This window comes from Paenibacillus sp. Y568 (genome assembly GCF_059445545.1).
Window position 1 is genome coordinate 255,132 of record NZ_JCAIUM010000001.1, and the last position, 15,779, is coordinate 270,910.

At 40.3% G+C, this 15,779-nt stretch carries 20 protein-coding genes; 2 read left to right on the plus strand and 18 right to left on the minus strand.

What is annotated here, in order from left to right:
• Nucleotides 1-31 precede the first annotated feature (31 nt).
• The 17 genes from AC1D7X_RS01280 to AC1D7X_RS01360 form a co-directional block, all read right to left on the minus strand.
• Entirely contained in the window at nt 32-439 is a 408-nt protein-coding gene (locus AC1D7X_RS01280) for an Asp23/Gls24 family envelope stress response protein (RefSeq protein ID WP_495454423.1), read from the minus strand.
• A 135-nt stretch (nt 440-574) separates the two neighbouring features.
• On the minus strand, nt 575-1,918 hold the full coding sequence (accC, locus tag AC1D7X_RS01285; protein ID WP_495454422.1) for an acetyl-CoA carboxylase biotin carboxylase subunit: 1,344 nt from the start codon (nt 1,916-1,918) through the stop codon (nt 575-577).
• A 116-nt stretch (nt 1,919-2,034) separates the two neighbouring features.
• Nucleotides 2,035-2,532: an acetyl-CoA carboxylase biotin carboxyl carrier protein gene (accB, locus tag AC1D7X_RS01290; RefSeq protein WP_495454421.1), complete on the minus strand. Its 498-nt coding sequence runs from the start codon at nt 2,530-2,532 to the stop codon at nt 2,035-2,037.
• Between the two features lie 156 nt (nt 2,533-2,688).
• Nucleotides 2,689-3,450, minus strand: coding sequence for a SpoIIIAH-like family protein (locus AC1D7X_RS01295; RefSeq protein WP_495454420.1), 762 nt, complete (start codon nt 3,448-3,450; stop codon nt 2,689-2,691).
• Between the two features lie 41 nt (nt 3,451-3,491).
• The gene (gene spoIIIAG / locus AC1D7X_RS01300) at nt 3,492-4,130 is read right to left on the minus strand and encodes a stage III sporulation protein AG (RefSeq protein WP_495474500.1); all 639 of its coding nucleotides are present in this window, start codon (nt 4,128-4,130) and stop codon (nt 3,492-3,494) included.
• A gap of 15 nt (nt 4,131-4,145) precedes the next feature.
• Nucleotides 4,146-4,898, minus strand: a complete 753-nt coding sequence (gene spoIIIAF / locus AC1D7X_RS01305; protein WP_495474501.1) for a stage III sporulation protein AF — start codon at nt 4,896-4,898, stop codon at nt 4,146-4,148.
• A 15-nt stretch (nt 4,899-4,913) separates the two neighbouring features.
• Nucleotides 4,914-6,104 carry a stage III sporulation protein AE gene (gene spoIIIAE / locus AC1D7X_RS01310; RefSeq protein ID WP_495454417.1) on the minus strand — a complete coding sequence of 397 codons (1,191 nt, stop codon included), beginning with the start codon at nt 6,102-6,104 and terminating at the stop codon, nt 4,914-4,916.
• A gap of 17 nt (nt 6,105-6,121) precedes the next feature.
• Nucleotides 6,122-6,511: a stage III sporulation protein AD gene (spoIIIAD, locus tag AC1D7X_RS01315; RefSeq protein ID WP_495454416.1), complete on the minus strand. Its 390-nt coding sequence runs from the start codon at nt 6,509-6,511 to the stop codon at nt 6,122-6,124.
• 9 nt (nt 6,512-6,520) lie between these two features.
• The gene (gene spoIIIAC / locus AC1D7X_RS01320) at nt 6,521-6,724 is read right to left on the minus strand and encodes a stage III sporulation protein AC (protein WP_044876328.1); all 204 of its coding nucleotides are present in this window, start codon (nt 6,722-6,724) and stop codon (nt 6,521-6,523) included.
• Between the two features lie 13 nt (nt 6,725-6,737).
• Nucleotides 6,738-7,256: a stage III sporulation protein SpoIIIAB gene (spoIIIAB, locus tag AC1D7X_RS01325; protein ID WP_495454415.1), complete on the minus strand. Its 519-nt coding sequence runs from the start codon at nt 7,254-7,256 to the stop codon at nt 6,738-6,740.
• Nucleotides 7,249-8,247: a stage III sporulation protein AA gene (spoIIIAA, locus tag AC1D7X_RS01330; protein WP_495474502.1), complete on the minus strand. Its 999-nt coding sequence runs from the start codon at nt 8,245-8,247 to the stop codon at nt 7,249-7,251. The genes spoIIIAB and spoIIIAA overlap by 8 nt, the downstream gene beginning before the upstream one ends.
• A gap of 160 nt (nt 8,248-8,407) precedes the next feature.
• Nucleotides 8,408-8,674 carry a YqhV family protein gene (locus tag AC1D7X_RS01335; protein ID WP_495454740.1) on the minus strand — a complete coding sequence of 89 codons (267 nt, stop codon included), beginning with the start codon at nt 8,672-8,674 and terminating at the stop codon, nt 8,408-8,410.
• A 181-nt stretch (nt 8,675-8,855) separates the two neighbouring features.
• A complete protein-coding gene (locus AC1D7X_RS01340) occupies nt 8,856-10,103 on the minus strand; it encodes an aspartate kinase (protein WP_495474503.1) in 1,248 nt (415 codons plus the stop codon).
• 173 nt (nt 10,104-10,276) lie between these two features.
• Entirely contained in the window at nt 10,277-10,834 is a 558-nt protein-coding gene (gene efp, locus AC1D7X_RS01345; protein ID WP_495454412.1) for an elongation factor P, read from the minus strand.
• Between the two features lie 168 nt (nt 10,835-11,002).
• Nucleotides 11,003-12,079, minus strand: a complete 1,077-nt coding sequence (locus AC1D7X_RS01350; protein ID WP_495474504.1) for a M24 family metallopeptidase — start codon at nt 12,077-12,079, stop codon at nt 11,003-11,005.
• A gap of 39 nt (nt 12,080-12,118) precedes the next feature.
• Nucleotides 12,119-12,565: a type II 3-dehydroquinate dehydratase gene (aroQ, locus tag AC1D7X_RS01355; protein ID WP_495454410.1), complete on the minus strand. Its 447-nt coding sequence runs from the start codon at nt 12,563-12,565 to the stop codon at nt 12,119-12,121.
• An 81-nt stretch (nt 12,566-12,646) separates the two neighbouring features.
• Nucleotides 12,647-13,153 carry a YqhR family membrane protein gene (locus tag AC1D7X_RS01360; RefSeq protein WP_495474505.1) on the minus strand — a complete coding sequence of 169 codons (507 nt, stop codon included), beginning with the start codon at nt 13,151-13,153 and terminating at the stop codon, nt 12,647-12,649.
• 217 nt (nt 13,154-13,370) lie between these two features.
• On the opposite strand from AC1D7X_RS01360, the gene AC1D7X_RS01365 reads away from it, so the two are divergent.
• Both AC1D7X_RS01365 and AC1D7X_RS01370 read left to right on the plus strand, forming a co-directional pair.
• Nucleotides 13,371-14,363, plus strand: coding sequence for a DUF1385 domain-containing protein (locus AC1D7X_RS01365; protein ID WP_495454408.1), 993 nt, complete (start codon nt 13,371-13,373; stop codon nt 14,361-14,363).
• Between the two features lie 7 nt (nt 14,364-14,370).
• Nucleotides 14,371-14,700 (plus strand): hypothetical protein, encoded by a 330-nt coding sequence (locus tag AC1D7X_RS01370; protein ID WP_495454407.1) that lies wholly within the window; start codon nt 14,371-14,373, stop codon nt 14,698-14,700.
• 84 nt (nt 14,701-14,784) lie between these two features.
• On the opposite strand, the gene AC1D7X_RS01375 is transcribed toward AC1D7X_RS01370, so the two are convergent.
• On the minus strand, nt 14,785-15,705 hold the full coding sequence (locus AC1D7X_RS01375; RefSeq protein ID WP_495474506.1) for a patatin-like phospholipase family protein: 921 nt from the start codon (nt 15,703-15,705) through the stop codon (nt 14,785-14,787).
• Between the last annotated feature and the right edge of the window lie 74 nt (nt 15,706-15,779).

The following is a 15,779-nucleotide window of genomic DNA, read 5'->3' on the forward strand; positions in this document are numbered from 1 at the left end:
TGTCGGGGGTTTGAATGCCTATCGTAGTCTATTATTTAACACGTTGGCTGAAATCAACGTCTTCGTTCTTATCCACTTGTTTAAAAATAACATCGTGAATGTGTACGTTTACTTCAATGACAGTCAGACCTGTCATGTTCTCAATCGAACGTTTAACATTGCTTTGAATTTGAGTAGCCACTTCCGGTAGACGATAGCCATATTCTACAATGACAGATACATCAATAGCTGCTTCGCGTTGTCCCACCTCAACTTTTACCCCTTTAGATTGATTCTTTCGGCCAAGAAGTTCCGCAATTCCACCTGCGAATCCACCGCTCATTCCTGCTACACCTTTAATTTCAACTGTAGCTAAACCAGCAATAACTTCAATAACTTCAGGAGCAATCTGAATCTCACCGATATCCGTACGTTCATATTCAGTCGGTAATGTACTCATAGTGATCTGTTCACACCCTTCAGTAAGTTCTTTTCAATACTTGATAATTGTCTACATACACTAACTAGGCATGTAAATTTTGTTATTCATACTATATCATTTAGGATTCATTAAGACAAACAAAGGTTCATGAATTTAGATCTCATTTTCTTCTAAGAACATGATGTCGAAATCACCTTCGATGAACGTAGGATGTTTCAGTAGTTTTTGATGAAAAGGGATCGTTGTATGAATTCCCTCTACCGCAAATTCTGATAACGCACGTTTCATTTTGGCAATCGCCTCAGCCCGTGTTGGAGCCCATACAATCAACTTAGCAATCATAGAATCATAATACGGTGGAATTGTGTAACCTTGGTAAGCTGCACTATCGACCCGTACCCCAGGTCCCCCAGGAGGTAGATAAAAGACAATTTTACCAGGTGCAGGCATAAAGTTTCTAGCTGGATCTTCTGCATTAATACGGCATTCAATCGCCCATCCGTTTATAACAATATCTTCTTGGGTAAAGGATAGGGAATGGCCCTCAGCTACTGAAATCATTTCCTTAATGAGATCTACACCTGTCACTAATTCCGTTACTGGATGTTCTACCTGAATACGTGTATTCATCTCCATGAAATAGAATTGACCGTCAGATCCAAGCAGAAATTCAAGTGTTCCCGCTCCGGAGTAATTCACTGATTTGGCTGCACGTATAGCTGCTTCACCCATACGCTCCCGAATTTCCGAAGAAAGTACAGGACACGGTGCTTCTTCTATCAACTTTTGTCTACGTCGTTGTACGGAACAATCACGTTCTCCCAAATGAACCACATGACCATAATTGTCAGCAATAATCTGGATTTCAACGTGTTTCATTCCTGTTAGATATTTCTCTAAATATACACCTGCATTGCCAAAAGCCTTCTGAGCTTCCTGTTGCGCTGCAGTTATTTGTTTAATTAATGACTCTTCATCGTCCGCAATACGAATCCCTTTACCTCCACCACCAGCGGTTGCTTTGATAATGAGTGGATATCCAATATCGCGGCCGAGAATAATAGCTTCTTCAAGACTATCAATAAGACCATCAGAACCAGGTATTACAGGCACACCTGCCTCTATCATAGTCAATTTAGCAACAGCTTTATCACCCATTCTTGTAATCGCATCTGCAGAAGGGCCGATAAAAGTAATGTTGCATGATTCACAGATTTCAGCGAAATCTGCATTCTCAGCTAAAAATCCATACCCTGGGTGAATCGCATCACACCCCGTTAGTGTGGCGACACTCATAATATTAGTAACATTCAGGTAGCTATCTTTGGATAATGTGGGTCCAATACAATATGCTTCATCGGCTAGACGAACATGTAAGGATTCCTTATCTGCCTCTGAATAGACTGCTACGGTTGATATGTCAAGTTCTCGACAGGCCCGGATAATACGAACCGCGATTTCTCCTCGGTTCGCAATGAGCACTTTGTGAAATTTCATTGCTGGTATCATCCTCCTCAAAGTTTTCCGCAGGAAAACTCTCTTCGTAAGCATTAACTCAAAGTTTTCCGCAGGAAAACTCTCTTCGTAAGCTTCTTGATGTTGTATTCATTGTCTTACTCAGGTCGCACCAAGAATAAAGGTTGACCGTAATCTACCAGTTGCCCGTTCTCAACTAGTACTTCTACAATCTGCCCCTTAACTTCCGCTTCCAATTCATTCATTAACTTCATAGCTTCTATGATACACACCGTCGACTTCGAGTCTATTTTATCTCCACTACTTACAAATGGAGCGTCATCAGGAGAAGCCGATCTGTAGAAAGTCCCCACCATAGGGGAAACAATTTTATGTAATGATGATGAATCCGCAGATGCCGACTGATTAGTCGTCGAACCTAGATCAGACCCCTGATTTGTCGATTGCAGCACTGGTTGAACCTGTAATGGTGCCATTGGATATGCTTGTGGGATAGATTGTTGGAATTGTGCAACTTCCGGTTTCCCAGGTTTACGAATGGATACGCGAGTGCCCTCCATTTCAATTTCCAACTCTTGAACAGTTGATTGGTCTACTAACTTGATCAATTCCTTAATCTCACTCAACTTAAACATTGTCAATTCACTCCTTCAACTTTCAGAACCGCTTTACATACTGATATGCATACACATACCGATATGTATTATATCACAACCGTCAGAAATGGAAAGAGTCCAGACTCCCCTGGACTCTTTCCACCTATGTCTAATAATGACGTAAAATAGCGTTTATCATGGTGCTACGTATTGTACGCTTACTTTATCTTGAGATACATTAAGCTCCTTCATGACAAGTTCTACTATAGAAACGGCTTGCTTCACATCAAGTTTTTCACTAAGAACAAGTACTTTATACTTATCATTTTCCTCTTTTACAACGACCTCATCAAATTGATTAGTAAGTTCTTCTTCAATTCCAGTGATTTTGGATTCTTTCTCATCTAAACTTCTCAAATCATCATTGGCTTTCGCCACTTCTTCAGGTGTGTTCGTCTCATTTAATTTCACATACAAATCATTTTCTTTCTTCATGCTACTTTCTTTGCGCTCCAATTGATACGTATCAAGAATACTTCTACCGGAAGTAGCTTGGGATGCGACTTCTTTAAGAATCTCTTCATCATTTTTAGGTTCAGTTGATGGCGTTGTTTCAGCTTGTGCAGTCTCGCTCGACTTATCTGTAGCTGATCCCGTCTTATCTGTGTCCTTTGTTGCTGTGTCGGTAACTACAGTAGTTGTATCCGTTTCTTTTGCAGTATTCTTCGTATCGGTTGTATCTGCTGTAGCTGTAAGATCTGTCGTCTCGCCATCCACTTTCACTTCTGACACAATAGCCTCATTATTGTCACCTGTCTTTTGATCAACAACCTGCTGACTATCTGCTACAGGAATTTTAGAGGTACCTGAATCCTCTGTAAAAAGGTAATATGCCGAAAGTACGACCATCAAACTCAACATGGACACTAACCAAATGGTTTGTCTTTTATTATTCATTCCTAATTTCCTCCTTCGTATTCTCATAAAATAGTGGAATATTATTCCTGTTTGCGTGGAACAACTGAAATTCTATAACTTGGTACATTTAAACCTTTAGCTATTGCATCTATCACAAGGTTTCGAACCACCTGATTCTCTGCCCCTTTGGCTACAATTAGTACGCCTCGAATTTGAGGTTTGACCTTTTTCGTTATGATCGGTGTCTCACTACCTGATGAATCATAGGTTACGATTTCACCATCACGGGTGTATTGAGTCGTAGTCCGTTTACCTCCGTTAGCATCGCTTTCTTCTGAGTTTTGTTGGGAATCTTTAACGTTTCGTTGGATGACTATTTCTTCTGTTGAGTCTACTGTAACCAACACATCAACCGTGCCTACACCCACTATTTTCTCCAAAATCCCTTTAATATTGTTCTCAAACACCTCTTCAATACTGCCGAATGTATCTGGTTGAGCGGATGTGTTTTGGAAAGTTTCCTGGGTTGGAGTATTCGTTGGTGGCTCTCTTCCTATATTCTCATTATCAACTTTCTTCACATTGACAAAGGAACTAAATAACACAATGGCTACTCCCACTAGCCCAAGAATAATGAGCCAACGAAAGACAGATATTTTTTTGGCCCCACCATTTCCTCCACCAATCCACTGCTCTAATCTCTTAAACCAGTTCCCCAATTTCAGTCACCCCCTTTACATTTTGCTGTCTTCCGCATTTCCAATAATCTGGATTTGCTCAGAATGTATATTCCACTGTTTACTAAGTAACTTTACGATGTCTGCTGTTTTTTCGTCGTTGGAAGCCAGCGTTGCGTTGGAACTTTTATCCGAGTTACTATCTTCTGATGATTTACCTTTGGTCTCCACTGGCTCTACTTTTACTTCAACCTGTACAGGAGCGATTGGAGTTATAGCTATTTGTTGTGAAGGATTGCCATCGCTATCCCATTGTTCTTGAAGATCCTGTGGTTCTTCCTGTAACACAACCTCAACGGATGCAATGGACGGTGTTGCTTGTTCATACTCATTTGTAGCAGGAAGAAGACTTAACTGAACCTGAACTTCTTGAATTCGAGTCCCAGTCTGCTCTTGAATTTGTTGCTTCATTTGTCTTGCAACTTCTTCTCCAGCCCACTGAAGACTCTGATTTAATTGCTGATGTTTCAATTCCTCTGCTTTCGACAAAATTTGTTGCAACGTCGTTTCTTTACCATTCGTGAAATTGGCTGAGTTCATGTCTTGGGTTTGAAAAGCTTCACTTAACTTCATTTCAGGCCTATCCGTAAAGAGTTTAATTATAGGTTGTAATAATGTGAGAAGAATAAGGAGGCTTAGTACCAGCTTGACATAACGTTCCATCGAACGACTGGGTAGAATGAGATCTACAAAAGTAGCCAGTAGCACTACCATAATTACTTCCCTCATCCATTCGTTTAACCAGCTCATAGAAAGCCTCCTTCGTCACCTCATCATGACCGTTACATTACCAGCCATCAGTAGAATGGTTATGGCTAGGAAGAACATCAACCCTACAACAGCCATCGCAGCAAAAGCGTAGATCATACTTTTACCAATCGTCTGCAAGCAAGAAACAATGGGTGTATCTCCTAGTGGTTGCATTACTGCTGCTGCGACATGATAAATGAGTGCAAGTGTTAATATTTTGATAGCCGGAAAAGCACAGAGGAACAAAATAATGATTACGCCCGCTAGACCGATCGAATTTTTCACTAATAATGAAGCAGATATGACCGTATCTGTCGCATCTGCGAACATCTTTCCAACGACAGGAATGAAGCTACCAGAAATATATTTGGCTGTACGAATCGTCACTCCGTCGGTCACAGAACTTGTAATTCCTTGAACTGAAATGACTCCAAGAAAGACAGTTAGTAGTATTCCAAGTAGACCCACACTGATTTTTTGCAACAAATTAGCCATTTGTGTTAGTTTATATTTTTCTGACAACGAGCTTACAATGTGTAATACGGCCGAGAAGAATAGGAGTGGGAACACCGTAGTACGAACAATTACTCCAACTGTATGAATCATAAAGACAATCAATGGATGCGTGACGGATACCGTGACGATATTACCCATAGATGCTAAGAGTGAGAATAGGAGGGGTACCATCGCCATCATGAAATCAATCATGCTATCGATTGCCCCTTTGGCATAGCCAATAGCAACCGAAAAGCTATTAATCGCTATAACCATAACGATCATGTAGCATAAAGAATAAGCAACTTTACTAACATTATTGCGTTCAAATGCTGTCTGTAGTGTCTCTAGAATTAGACTCAAGATACTTAACATCACAATAGTTACTAAGAGTTTGCCATTGTAGAGTACTTCATGCCAGAAGAACGAGGTTAGCCCACTCATCACATTCTTGATTCCAAGTCCTTCTCCACCTGGAAGTAACATATCCATAAAGGAAGGTGTCTTCTGATCCGGAAAGAATCCACCGTAATCTTTCATCAGCTTATCCCAATAATTCTCCACCTCATCGGTAGGTAAATTACTGGCTTGTTGTTGTATAAGTTGGTTAGCTGGAGCGTCTGCATAAACACTGCCTCCCCATATCAACATTAGGAGGATAATAAATATATATTTATATTTCACGTCTGGATAACGATGTCGTCCTAACATGGTAATATCCTACTTTCTTAGGCTGGCAGAAGCTTCATGACGGTTTCGATGATGATGCCAATGATCGGGATAGCAAGCACCATAATCAACACCTTACCTGCTAATTCGATCTTGGTCGCAATGCTATCCTGGCCAGCATCCCTTACTATTTGGGACCCGAACTCGGCAATATAAGCAATACCGATAATTTTGAGAATGGTCTTCAAATAAATCATCTGAACACCTGCTGATTCTGCCATTCGTTCTAATTCAGTAATAACTGCACTCATTTTCCCAATTAGGAAAAGAAAGATTAGAATACTTGTAGAAGCTGCTATTAGAAAAGCAAACAGCGGTTTCTGCTCTTTAATAATTAGAATTAGAATTGTAGAAATGAGTCCCAATCCAACGACTTGAATGATTTCCATGATAGACTCCTACTGGAACAGAAAAATGGATTTGATCTCTTGCAGCAGGGTGTCGAGCATTCGAACAACCATAAACAGCACCACGACAAAACCGATGAGCGTCACCCAATGAGCCATATCCTCTTTTCCCATCTGTTTAAGTACCGTGTGAATCATGGCAATGATGATCCCGATCCCCGCAATCTGAAAGATGGCGTTCACGTCAATGTTCATTTCCTGCACCTCTCTAAAAGATCAAAATGACGATCAGTATTCCCACTAGAAGCCCCAGATTTTTACTTAATTTGCCGTACTTATCTAGATCCTCTCTTGCTGAAAGCTCTTCATGTTTTAGCTGCTGTGTAGCTAATGCAATATGTTTAATCTGATCCTGACGATCACTTGTGCCTAATGTGAAGCTCAATTGGTGAAGGACGTCTTTCTCAGCTGATTTCATCGAGGTACGTTTCCAATGTAAGGATAATGCTCGTTGTATACTCTCTTGCGCCGTCATCCCTTGGGGTGGGTTCATATTATCTGCGGCACTTATAAAAAAAGATTTCAACGGTTCACGCATCTGCGATCCCAGTTTGCTTAGTGCCTCTGGCAGTGGCGTAAATCCATAAGATATTTCTGTCTCTAATCGTTGCATCACTAGAATGAGTTCGCGAATCTGTTTAGGTCTACTTTCGAATTGCCTTGCTTTATTGAAGCCGGCTAACGTTCCTGACAATACAATAATCAGCATCCCTAGCAGTTTAACCATAGACATCAACTCCCTTTTGGATCGGTAATGAGAGTTGTATGGAGCGTTGCTGTCGATCGAGTATGCGATAGGTTAGTTTACCAGCTGTCCGATGGAGAATGACGTATACCTCAAACAACTGATTCTCCACCAGGCTAGCCATAGCTGGGCGTTGTGAGAGTTCATCCACTGAGAATCCATGAGCTGTCGCAATCACGCTTATACCCGCATGCAGTGCTTCTGTGATGGCGTCTGTATCTTCTGGACGACCGATCTCATCTACCAACAAAACTTCAGGAGACATCGATCGAATCATCATCATCATGCCTTCGGCTTTAGGACAACCATCCATGACATCCGTTCTCGGGCCAACATCGAAGCTTGGCACTCCACGTATACTTCCGGCAATTTCAGATCTTTCATCGATTATTCCAACTTTCATTCCTGAACACTTTACTTGGGAATGCCCATAAATACCGCTACTTATTTGCCTAGCCATATCTCGTATTAGTGTCGTCTTCCCTTGCTGCGGAGGAGAAATAATCAGCGTATGCTTCATTCTCTTCTCTTTCTTATCTAGTAAATGAGGTAGTATGGCATCTGCTGCTCCAAGAATTTCTTTAGCGATTCGAACGTTAAATCCACTTATATCGCGTAAGTGTTCAACTTTCCCACCACTAAGGACCGTCCTTCCAGCTAAGCCGATGCGATGACCTCCAGGGATCGTAATAAAGCCTCTACGTAGCTCTTCTTCTAATGTATATAGAGAATGATTACTAATCCTGTCTAAGAGGCGATGAGTGTCCTCTCTTGCCGGCTTGTACGATTCCTCAACACGGTGCGTCAATTTTCCACCGGGTGTGAGGAAATGATGCTCTCCAGAGGCATTAATTTCAAGAGGTCTTCCTTCTCGAATTCGAATCTCTTCCAATCGATCTAATATGGAGGAAGGCAATTGTTCAAGGAGCGATTTGATCGGTTCAGGAAATAGCTCCAACCAACTCATTTTCATGAATGCTACCCCCTAAATTTTTGTGAAACAAAAATCACTTCGTAAGCATGTAGTTAAACTTGTGTATCGTTCACTTTGTCGTATGTGGTCGATAGAGTCTTCTCATTGTTTTCTTACCTCATATGTATGCCTGTACTCCATTTTTATGACCATAAATCTATCATTTTTTCAAAATACCAATTAAGAGACACGATACCCCTAGCAAAATCCAAATCATCTTACCCCATGATAATTTATCAGCCATTCCTAACAAACCAATGGAAGTTGTAACAACTAACACAGTTGGTCCTACAAAAGCTAATGCTGTGTTGATCGTCAGCGCCTTGTCTACTTGTCCCACTTTGAGCATGAACAAAGCTGCAGCGATCTCAATACTTCCTGATAGAAGCCTCAGCGTAGCCATACTGACTACGAACTTATCCAAGATCAATGACCTCCTTTTATTTCACTACTATTATTTAGGATATGCATGAATCTCTCTTTTTAGATGTGAATTTTGGAAGAATCCTTTTTTAGACAACAAAAAAAAGACCCGAAATATATTCGAGTCTTTTTTCTATTCCATTCTCTATTATAAATAATATGAACTTGTCATTTCAGTTGATGCTTTAACGACGATCCTGGGGACCCCCAATAAAAACCTGCTGATCCGCATCTAAATGGTATGCCGTATGAAGTGCTTTAATTACATTCTCTAAGTTACTACCATCAATGACACATGATGTTTTGATTTCGGATGTACTAACCATCTTAATACTTACGCCTTGTTTAGAGATTACATCGAACATTTGGGCGGCTACACCTGGATGACTAATCATGCCGGCACCAACAATCGATACCTTCACTAAGTGGTCTTCAGAAGTAACTTCACGGTATGGAAGATCGTCTTTAAGATTTTCGATGACGTTTAGTGCACGATTACATTCTGATACCGTAAATGAGAAATCGGCTTCGCCATTTTTCACACCACTTTGTACAATAATATCAACATTAATACCTTCTTGTGCCAATGCACCAAATACCTGTGCAAGAACTCCTGGCGTATCGGATACGCCCAAAATACTGATACGTGCGACATTTTTATCAAAAGCAATCCCGCTTACGACAACTCCCTGTTCCATACTAGCTTCCTCCTTCACAACCGTACCTTCATTATTATTAAAACTAGACCGTACCACTAGACGGACATTATATAATTTCGCATATTCTACCGCACGAGGATGAAGGACTGCTGCTCCAAGACTAGCAAGTTCCAGCATTTCATCATAAGATATTTCCGCAAGCTTCGTTGCACATTTTACAATACGAGGATCTGTTGAGTAAATACCATCTACATCGGTATATATTTCACATACATCCGCTTTAATTGCGGCAGCCAATGCTACAGCTGTTGTATCAGAACCCCCACGACCGAATGTCGTGATCTCGCCATCTTCCGTCATCCCTTGGAATCCAGCCACAACAATAATTTTGCCTTGATTCAGTGCTGCTTGGATCCGATCTGGGATGATATCCATAATACGTGCTTTACCATGTACAGGTTCTGTGCGGAATCCCGCTTGCCACCCTGTAAAGGAAATAGCCTCTCTACCCAGTTGGTTAACAGCCATACATAACAGAGCCATCGACATCTGCTCTCCAGTTGTCATTAACATATCCATTTCCCGAGCTGGTGGATCTGGATTCAAAAGCTTAGCCTGGTCGATTAATTCATCTGTGGTATCTCCCATTGCAGAGACTACGACCACACACTGATGACCCTCATCTTGTTTCTCAACGATTCGTCTTGCTACGCGCTGCATTCGCTCCGTATTACCAACGGAACTGCCTCCGAATTTCATGACGTACAGTGACAACTTAGATTCACTCCCCACTCATTTTGAACATCTATCTTTCTGTTGTGCTTTAAACCAGTATAATACGAAAGCGAGCATCGTCAATGTTTTTTAGCTAATTTCAACAAAAGTCCTTCCCCGCAACGAGCGGTGAAGGACAATATAGGACATATTACCAATTATATGCAATTAAATTAAGCGCGTGAAATGTATTTACCATCACGAGTATCAATCAACAATACATCTTCCTCGTTAATAAATAGAGGAACTTGAACAACAAGACCCGTTTCAAGAGTTGCATTCTTCGTAGCACCTTGAGCCGTGTTACCTTTAACTCCAGGTTCAGTCTCTGTCACTTTCAACTCAACGCTGTGAGGCAAATTAATACCTAGAATTTCTCCTTTGTAACTAATAATGTTAACATTCATGTTTTCTCTAATGAAGTTCAATTCCCATTTAAGTTGATCACTTGTCAACGTAAATTGGTCATATGTTTCATTATCCATGAACGCATGTTCTTGACCACTAGCATACAAATATTGTACAGGACGGTTCTCGATAATAGCACGTCCAATTGTTTCACCAGCACGGAAAGTACGCTCAACTGTGTTACCATTGCGCAAGTTTTTCAATTTAGAACGGACAAATGCCGCACCTTTACCTGGTTTAACGTGTTGGAAATCAATAACTGTAAAGATATCACCCTCAACCTCAACTGTTAACCCTGTTTTAAAATCATTTACTGATATCATAAATATTTCCTCCTAAAGTTTTTTATAAGCGTTACTTCTTGATTATTCTTCGATAAAAAACTCGCATCGTAAGCATAATCTTAAGTTTTTTATTAGCGTTACTTTTTGAAAATACTTCGATAAAAAACTCGCTTCGAAAGCATAACCTTAAGTTTTTTATTAGTGTTACTAGTTCAACACCGTGTAATCTTTGCTGCAATGCGTCAATATAACAATACCCGTCTCTGTAATGAGAATATCATCCTCAATACGAACTCCACCGATCCCCGGCAAATAAATACCAGGTTCAACCGTAACAACCATACCTGGTTGCAGAATATCATCACTTAACTTAGATAAACGTGGGGATTCATGTACTTCCATACCCAATCCATGGCCAGTACTATGACCGAATTGTTCTCCGTATCCGTATTTTGTAATAATATCACGTGCAAGCGCATCAGCTTCACGACCCGTCATACCTGCTTTAATGTTCGCCAGTGTATGGAGTTGCGCTTCCAGTACAATATCATAAATTTCTTTCAATACAGGTTGAGGATTACCTAGGGCAATCGTACGTGTTAAATCGGAGCAATACCCATCAAGTAAAGCACCAAAGTCAAAAGTAATGAATTCATTTCCTTGAATAACACGTTCACTCGCAACACCATGAGGCATGGAAGAGCGTTCTCCAGAAGCAACAATAGTATCAAATGAAGACGATGTAGCTCCATGATTACGCATATAGAATTCCATCGCAAGATCGACTTCACGTTCCGTCATACCCGGCTTCACTACATTCAAAATATAATTGAATGTTTCGTCAGCGAGATCGGCTGCACGTTGCATAACCTTTATTTCTTCCTCATCCTTAAATATACGCAATTGTTCTACTAGACCCTTTACAGGGATAAGTTCAATCTCGGGTACCAACTGTTCCTTATAGGTAGTATATGCGCTATAAGACACATCATCCTGTTCGAAACCAAGCTGGTTAATCTTACTGCTTATAAGCAGTTCCTTCACATTATCCATCACTCGAGTGCCATGTTCCACAACTGTGAAGCCTTTTGCTTGTTGTGGCGCCTGTGTCATATAACGAAAATCTGTTAGCAAATATGCATTAGTCATGGTCACTAATACATACCCTGAGGATCCAGTGAATCCCGTTAAATAACGACGATTAATTGGACTAGTGATAAAAATAGCTTCCACATTCTTCTCTTGCATACCCTCACGTAACTTAAGTACCCGTAAATTTTCCATTATGTTATCTCCCTTTCTAATACTTCAAGGAGAGCGACGCTACTGCCCCTGATCTTCCAAATGACGTACCAGTGCATGTAAACCAAGTTCATAGCTTAATGCACCGAAACCGGCAATTTGCCCGATGGCAACTGGAGCAATCACGGACGTATGTCGAAAAGGCTCCCTAGAATGAATATTGGATAAGTGTACCTCTACCACTGGAATGCGTACAGAACTAATCGCATCGCGTATCGCATAGCTGTAATGAGTCAGAGCTCCTGGATTAAGAATAATTCCATCTGCTTTCTCCATTGCATCATGAATCCAGTCAATCATGACACCCTCATGATTAGATTGATAGAAAGAAATATCAACACCCAGAATACTTGCTTGCTTCCGAATATTGTCTTCAATAGATTGTAAGTTTTGTGACCCATAAATTCCTGGTTCTCTTACCCCCAAAAGATTGAGGTTCGGTCCATTGATCACCCATATGGTATTCATATTGATATTCCCACCCTCATAATCAAATAACCATCTGCTATTTTACCATAGGGAATGTATTTTTGAGAAGCTATTTCGAGATCAACCCTTTACTTTTACAGGTTCTCTCTTTCTTTCGTCCGTAAATTCCATCGTAATCGTATATCCAATAAACAATCCCCACAATAGAAACAAGCAAAATTCACTAATAATGGTTGTTACAGACAACTCCGATAACGGCTTTATCATATCTAACAACGGACCTACTACGATGAAGATCACAATCCACCACAGAATACCATAAATGATTCCTGGCCAAGGTCCATTCAATTTTCGACAAAGAACAGCATAGATCAGAGATACCAGAATCGAGAATACGATAAAGAACAATAATCCCACAAGGTGACCTGCGCCAGTTTTCAGAAAGACATGTTTAAAAAAAGGTTCTGCTAAATAAGCTGGAAAGACCTGCGTAAATTTCAATATATAGAATATCCAATGGATAACTCCCCAAATTAGACCCGCAAAAAAACCAAGTTCCAACGCAAATGTAAAGACATTGGTATAGGTTTGTTGTGATTGTTGATGCTGATTCATTTGTTGATGCAAAAGCTATTCCTCCTCATTTTCATGTTCGTATCCTAAATTATTCTATGCCTAGTATGTTCAATTCGATAGTTAGTAAACCACATTTGTTGCATGAACACGTCACTGAAAAATAATTGTATCTCCCTTATGTTAAGGTGAACTAGATATTGAAGAGAAAATTCGATACAATAGAGTTGAAGAAACACAAAAATATACCATCTTAGGGAAGGTGAAATGATTGCCTCAAGAATCTAAGTCTGTCAGCTATGGTGGTCAGGCCGTCATTGAAGGAGTTATGTTTGGCGGAAAGAACATCAACGTTACTGCTGTAAGACGTAAAAACAACGAAATAACATTTTTAGAAGTGCCACGTGAAGATAAGTCATGGGTAAAGAAACTCCGTAAGATCCCGCTAATTCGTGGCATTGTCAGTCTTATAGATTCCAGTGCAAAGGGTTCCAAGCATCTGAACTACTCAGCTGATGCTTATGCGGATGATGAGATAGAACCTGAAGAACGTGCCCAACAGAAGAAGAAGGAAGACTCTGGCCTAAGTCTTTCGATGATGATTGGTGTTGCAGCAGTTGGTGTTTTATCATTTGTTGTAAGTAAACTGATCTTCACACTCGTACCCGTATTCCTTGAAAGCTTCATATTTGGAGACATGTTTAAGAACTACATTCTCCATAACTTAATAGAAGGTGTAATCAAAATAACACTTCTCCTTGTGTACTTGTGGGCGATCACCTTAACACCAGTTGTTAAACGATTGTTCCAGTATCATGGTGCAGAACACAAAGTCATTACGACCTATGAAGCAGGAGAAGAATTAACGGTTGCAAACGTTCAGAAACATAGTCGTCTTCATTATCGCTGTGGTAGTAGCTTTATGATGTTAACGGTTATATTGGGTGTTATCATATATTCATTAGTACCTTGGGATAACATGCTGGATCGAGTTGTACAACGCATTATTCTATTACCTGTTGTAATGGCGGTTTCCTTTGAGTTTCTGAAGCTAACGAATGCTTTGAGAGAAACTCCAGTCTTACGTTATCTAGGATACCCTGGACTCTGGTTACAGTTGCTAACAACGAGAGAACCACTAGACGAACATGTTGAAGTATCCATCGCTTCCTTTAACCGGATGAGAGAACTAGACGTAGAACTTGAGAACTCCAAGGTTGATTCATCCCTCAGAAATGGAGTTTTAGATGCTGTGAAAGGATGAGGATACGATGAAGAGACAATTTATTTTCACTTGGGCAATAATCATATTAGCCGTTTTAGGTTTATTAAACGATGTCTTGAATGGCTTCATTTTACTACAAAGTCTGTTTATACCCGTCCTTGTGTTCGTTGTCGTATTTCTACTATTCAAATTTTATCAGCCTGGACGTATGAAACAAAAAACCAAAGTTATCCCATCTCGAAAGACTATGGATAAGGTTGCTGGAATCAAAAAAGGTCCCACGAGTTCATCTTCCAAAAAGAATAAAAATTATCCTTTTCAAGTTATCGAAGGCAAAAAAGGTAAAGATGATGATAAAATGCCTAAATATCATTAATCGAAAATGAATAACAAAAGAAGGTAATATTTAACACCCCTAAAGGATGCTAAATATTACCTTCTTTCTATTTCTCAACCAAGCTCAATTTTTCCAAGTACCAAAGAAAAGCTTCCCCGCCTCAAATCCAGAGTTGAACAACGCGGTACTCTCTTCATTCGTAATTCGAAAATGTGTAGTACTCACGCCTAGTGTTGGAATTTTAATAGTTCGAAAGCTTGTGTCCTTCTCAATATATCTTTCATCATGGGCAGACAATATCGTCATAAATAACGCTTGCAACATACTAAACGGTCCTCGAATATGATGAGGGACTCCCTCTTGCTTTCCAACCATCTGGAATCCAATCGTAGGAATGGGTAAACCTGTACTTCTCGATTTTTCATTATTAAACAACCACAATGGAAAATTGCTTAGTACAGCTCCATCTACGATATAGACAAATTGTTCTGCGAACGACTTCCCTTTAGCAGCAAGTCCCGTTTGTCTAAGCATAACCGGATCGAAGAAATAAGGAATACTTGTGCTCATTCTCACGGCCTTAGCTACCTCAAACTTATCCGGATTAATCCCAAATTTCCTTAGCCCATCAGGTAAGATTAATACCTTACCATTGCTGATATCTGAAGCAACGATCTGTAATTTCCCAGGCGGAAGATCTGAGAACGTCGATATATTCTTTTCTAATAAAATACGTCGCATCCATTGTTCTAGGGCTTCTCCTGAGTACAATCCCTTTTTCAACATTACTCGCAGTGGAGGACCTACAAATTTGGTATTAAAGATGGGAGACCTCCTTAGAAACGATACAAAAGGTGTCTCGTGGATGATCTGTTTCATTTCATCCGCATTAAACCCTGCAGCCAATAACGATGCTACGATGGCACCAGAAGATGTTCCAGCCAGCCTATGAAGGGATACCCCTGCCTGCTCGGCAGACTTCACAGCACCAACAAGGGAGATCCCCTTTACCCCGCCTCCCTCAAACACAGCATTCATTAGCATAAACAAATCCCCCGTCTACTCATCATATTCTTATCTATGAGTACAGGGGATCTTTCATGACTAATGCAATTATC

What these genes read in the sequence shown, in the direction of transcription:
- AC1D7X_RS01295 (WP_495454420.1), bottom strand. Translation starts at nt 3,450, where the DNA reads ATGAATAATAAAAGACAAACCATTTGGTTAGTGTCCATGTTGAGTTTG.
- spoIIIAF (WP_495474501.1), bottom strand. Translation starts at nt 4,898, where the DNA reads ATGAGCTGGTTAAACGAATGGATGAGGGAAGTAATTATGGTAGTGCTA.
- AC1D7X_RS01370 (WP_495454407.1), top strand. Translation starts at nt 14,371, where the DNA reads ATGAAGAGACAATTTATTTTCACTTGGGCAATAATCATATTAGCCGTT.
- spoIIIAE (WP_495454417.1), bottom strand. Translation starts at nt 6,104, where the DNA reads ATGTTAGGACGACATCGTTATCCAGACGTGAAATATAAATATATATTT.
- AC1D7X_RS01280 (WP_495454423.1), bottom strand. Translation starts at nt 439, where the DNA reads ATGAGTACATTACCGACTGAATATGAACGTACGGATATCGGTGAGATT.
- spoIIIAB (WP_495454415.1), bottom strand. Translation starts at nt 7,256, where the DNA reads ATGGTTAAACTGCTAGGGATGCTGATTATTGTATTGTCAGGAACGTTA.
- spoIIIAC (WP_044876328.1), bottom strand. Translation starts at nt 6,724, where the DNA reads ATGAACATTGACGTGAACGCCATCTTTCAGATTGCGGGGATCGGGATC.
- accC (WP_495454422.1), bottom strand. Translation starts at nt 1,918, where the DNA reads ATGAAATTTCACAAAGTGCTCATTGCGAACCGAGGAGAAATCGCGGTT.
- accB (WP_495454421.1), bottom strand. Translation starts at nt 2,532, where the DNA reads ATGTTTAAGTTGAGTGAGATTAAGGAATTGATCAAGTTAGTAGACCAA.
- AC1D7X_RS01375 (WP_495474506.1), bottom strand. Translation starts at nt 15,705, where the DNA reads ATGCTAATGAATGCTGTGTTTGAGGGAGGCGGGGTAAAGGGGATCTCC.
- spoIIIAD (WP_495454416.1), bottom strand. Translation starts at nt 6,511, where the DNA reads ATGGAAATCATTCAAGTCGTTGGATTGGGACTCATTTCTACAATTCTA.
- efp (WP_495454412.1), bottom strand. Translation starts at nt 10,834, where the DNA reads ATGATATCAGTAAATGATTTTAAAACAGGGTTAACAGTTGAGGTTGAG.
- AC1D7X_RS01350 (WP_495474504.1), bottom strand. Translation starts at nt 12,079, where the DNA reads ATGGAAAATTTACGGGTACTTAAGTTACGTGAGGGTATGCAAGAGAAG.
- spoIIIAA (WP_495474502.1), bottom strand. Translation starts at nt 8,247, where the DNA reads ATGAAAATGAGTTGGTTGGAGCTATTTCCTGAACCGATCAAATCGCTC.
- aroQ (WP_495454410.1), bottom strand. Translation starts at nt 12,565, where the DNA reads ATGAATACCATATGGGTGATCAATGGACCGAACCTCAATCTTTTGGGG.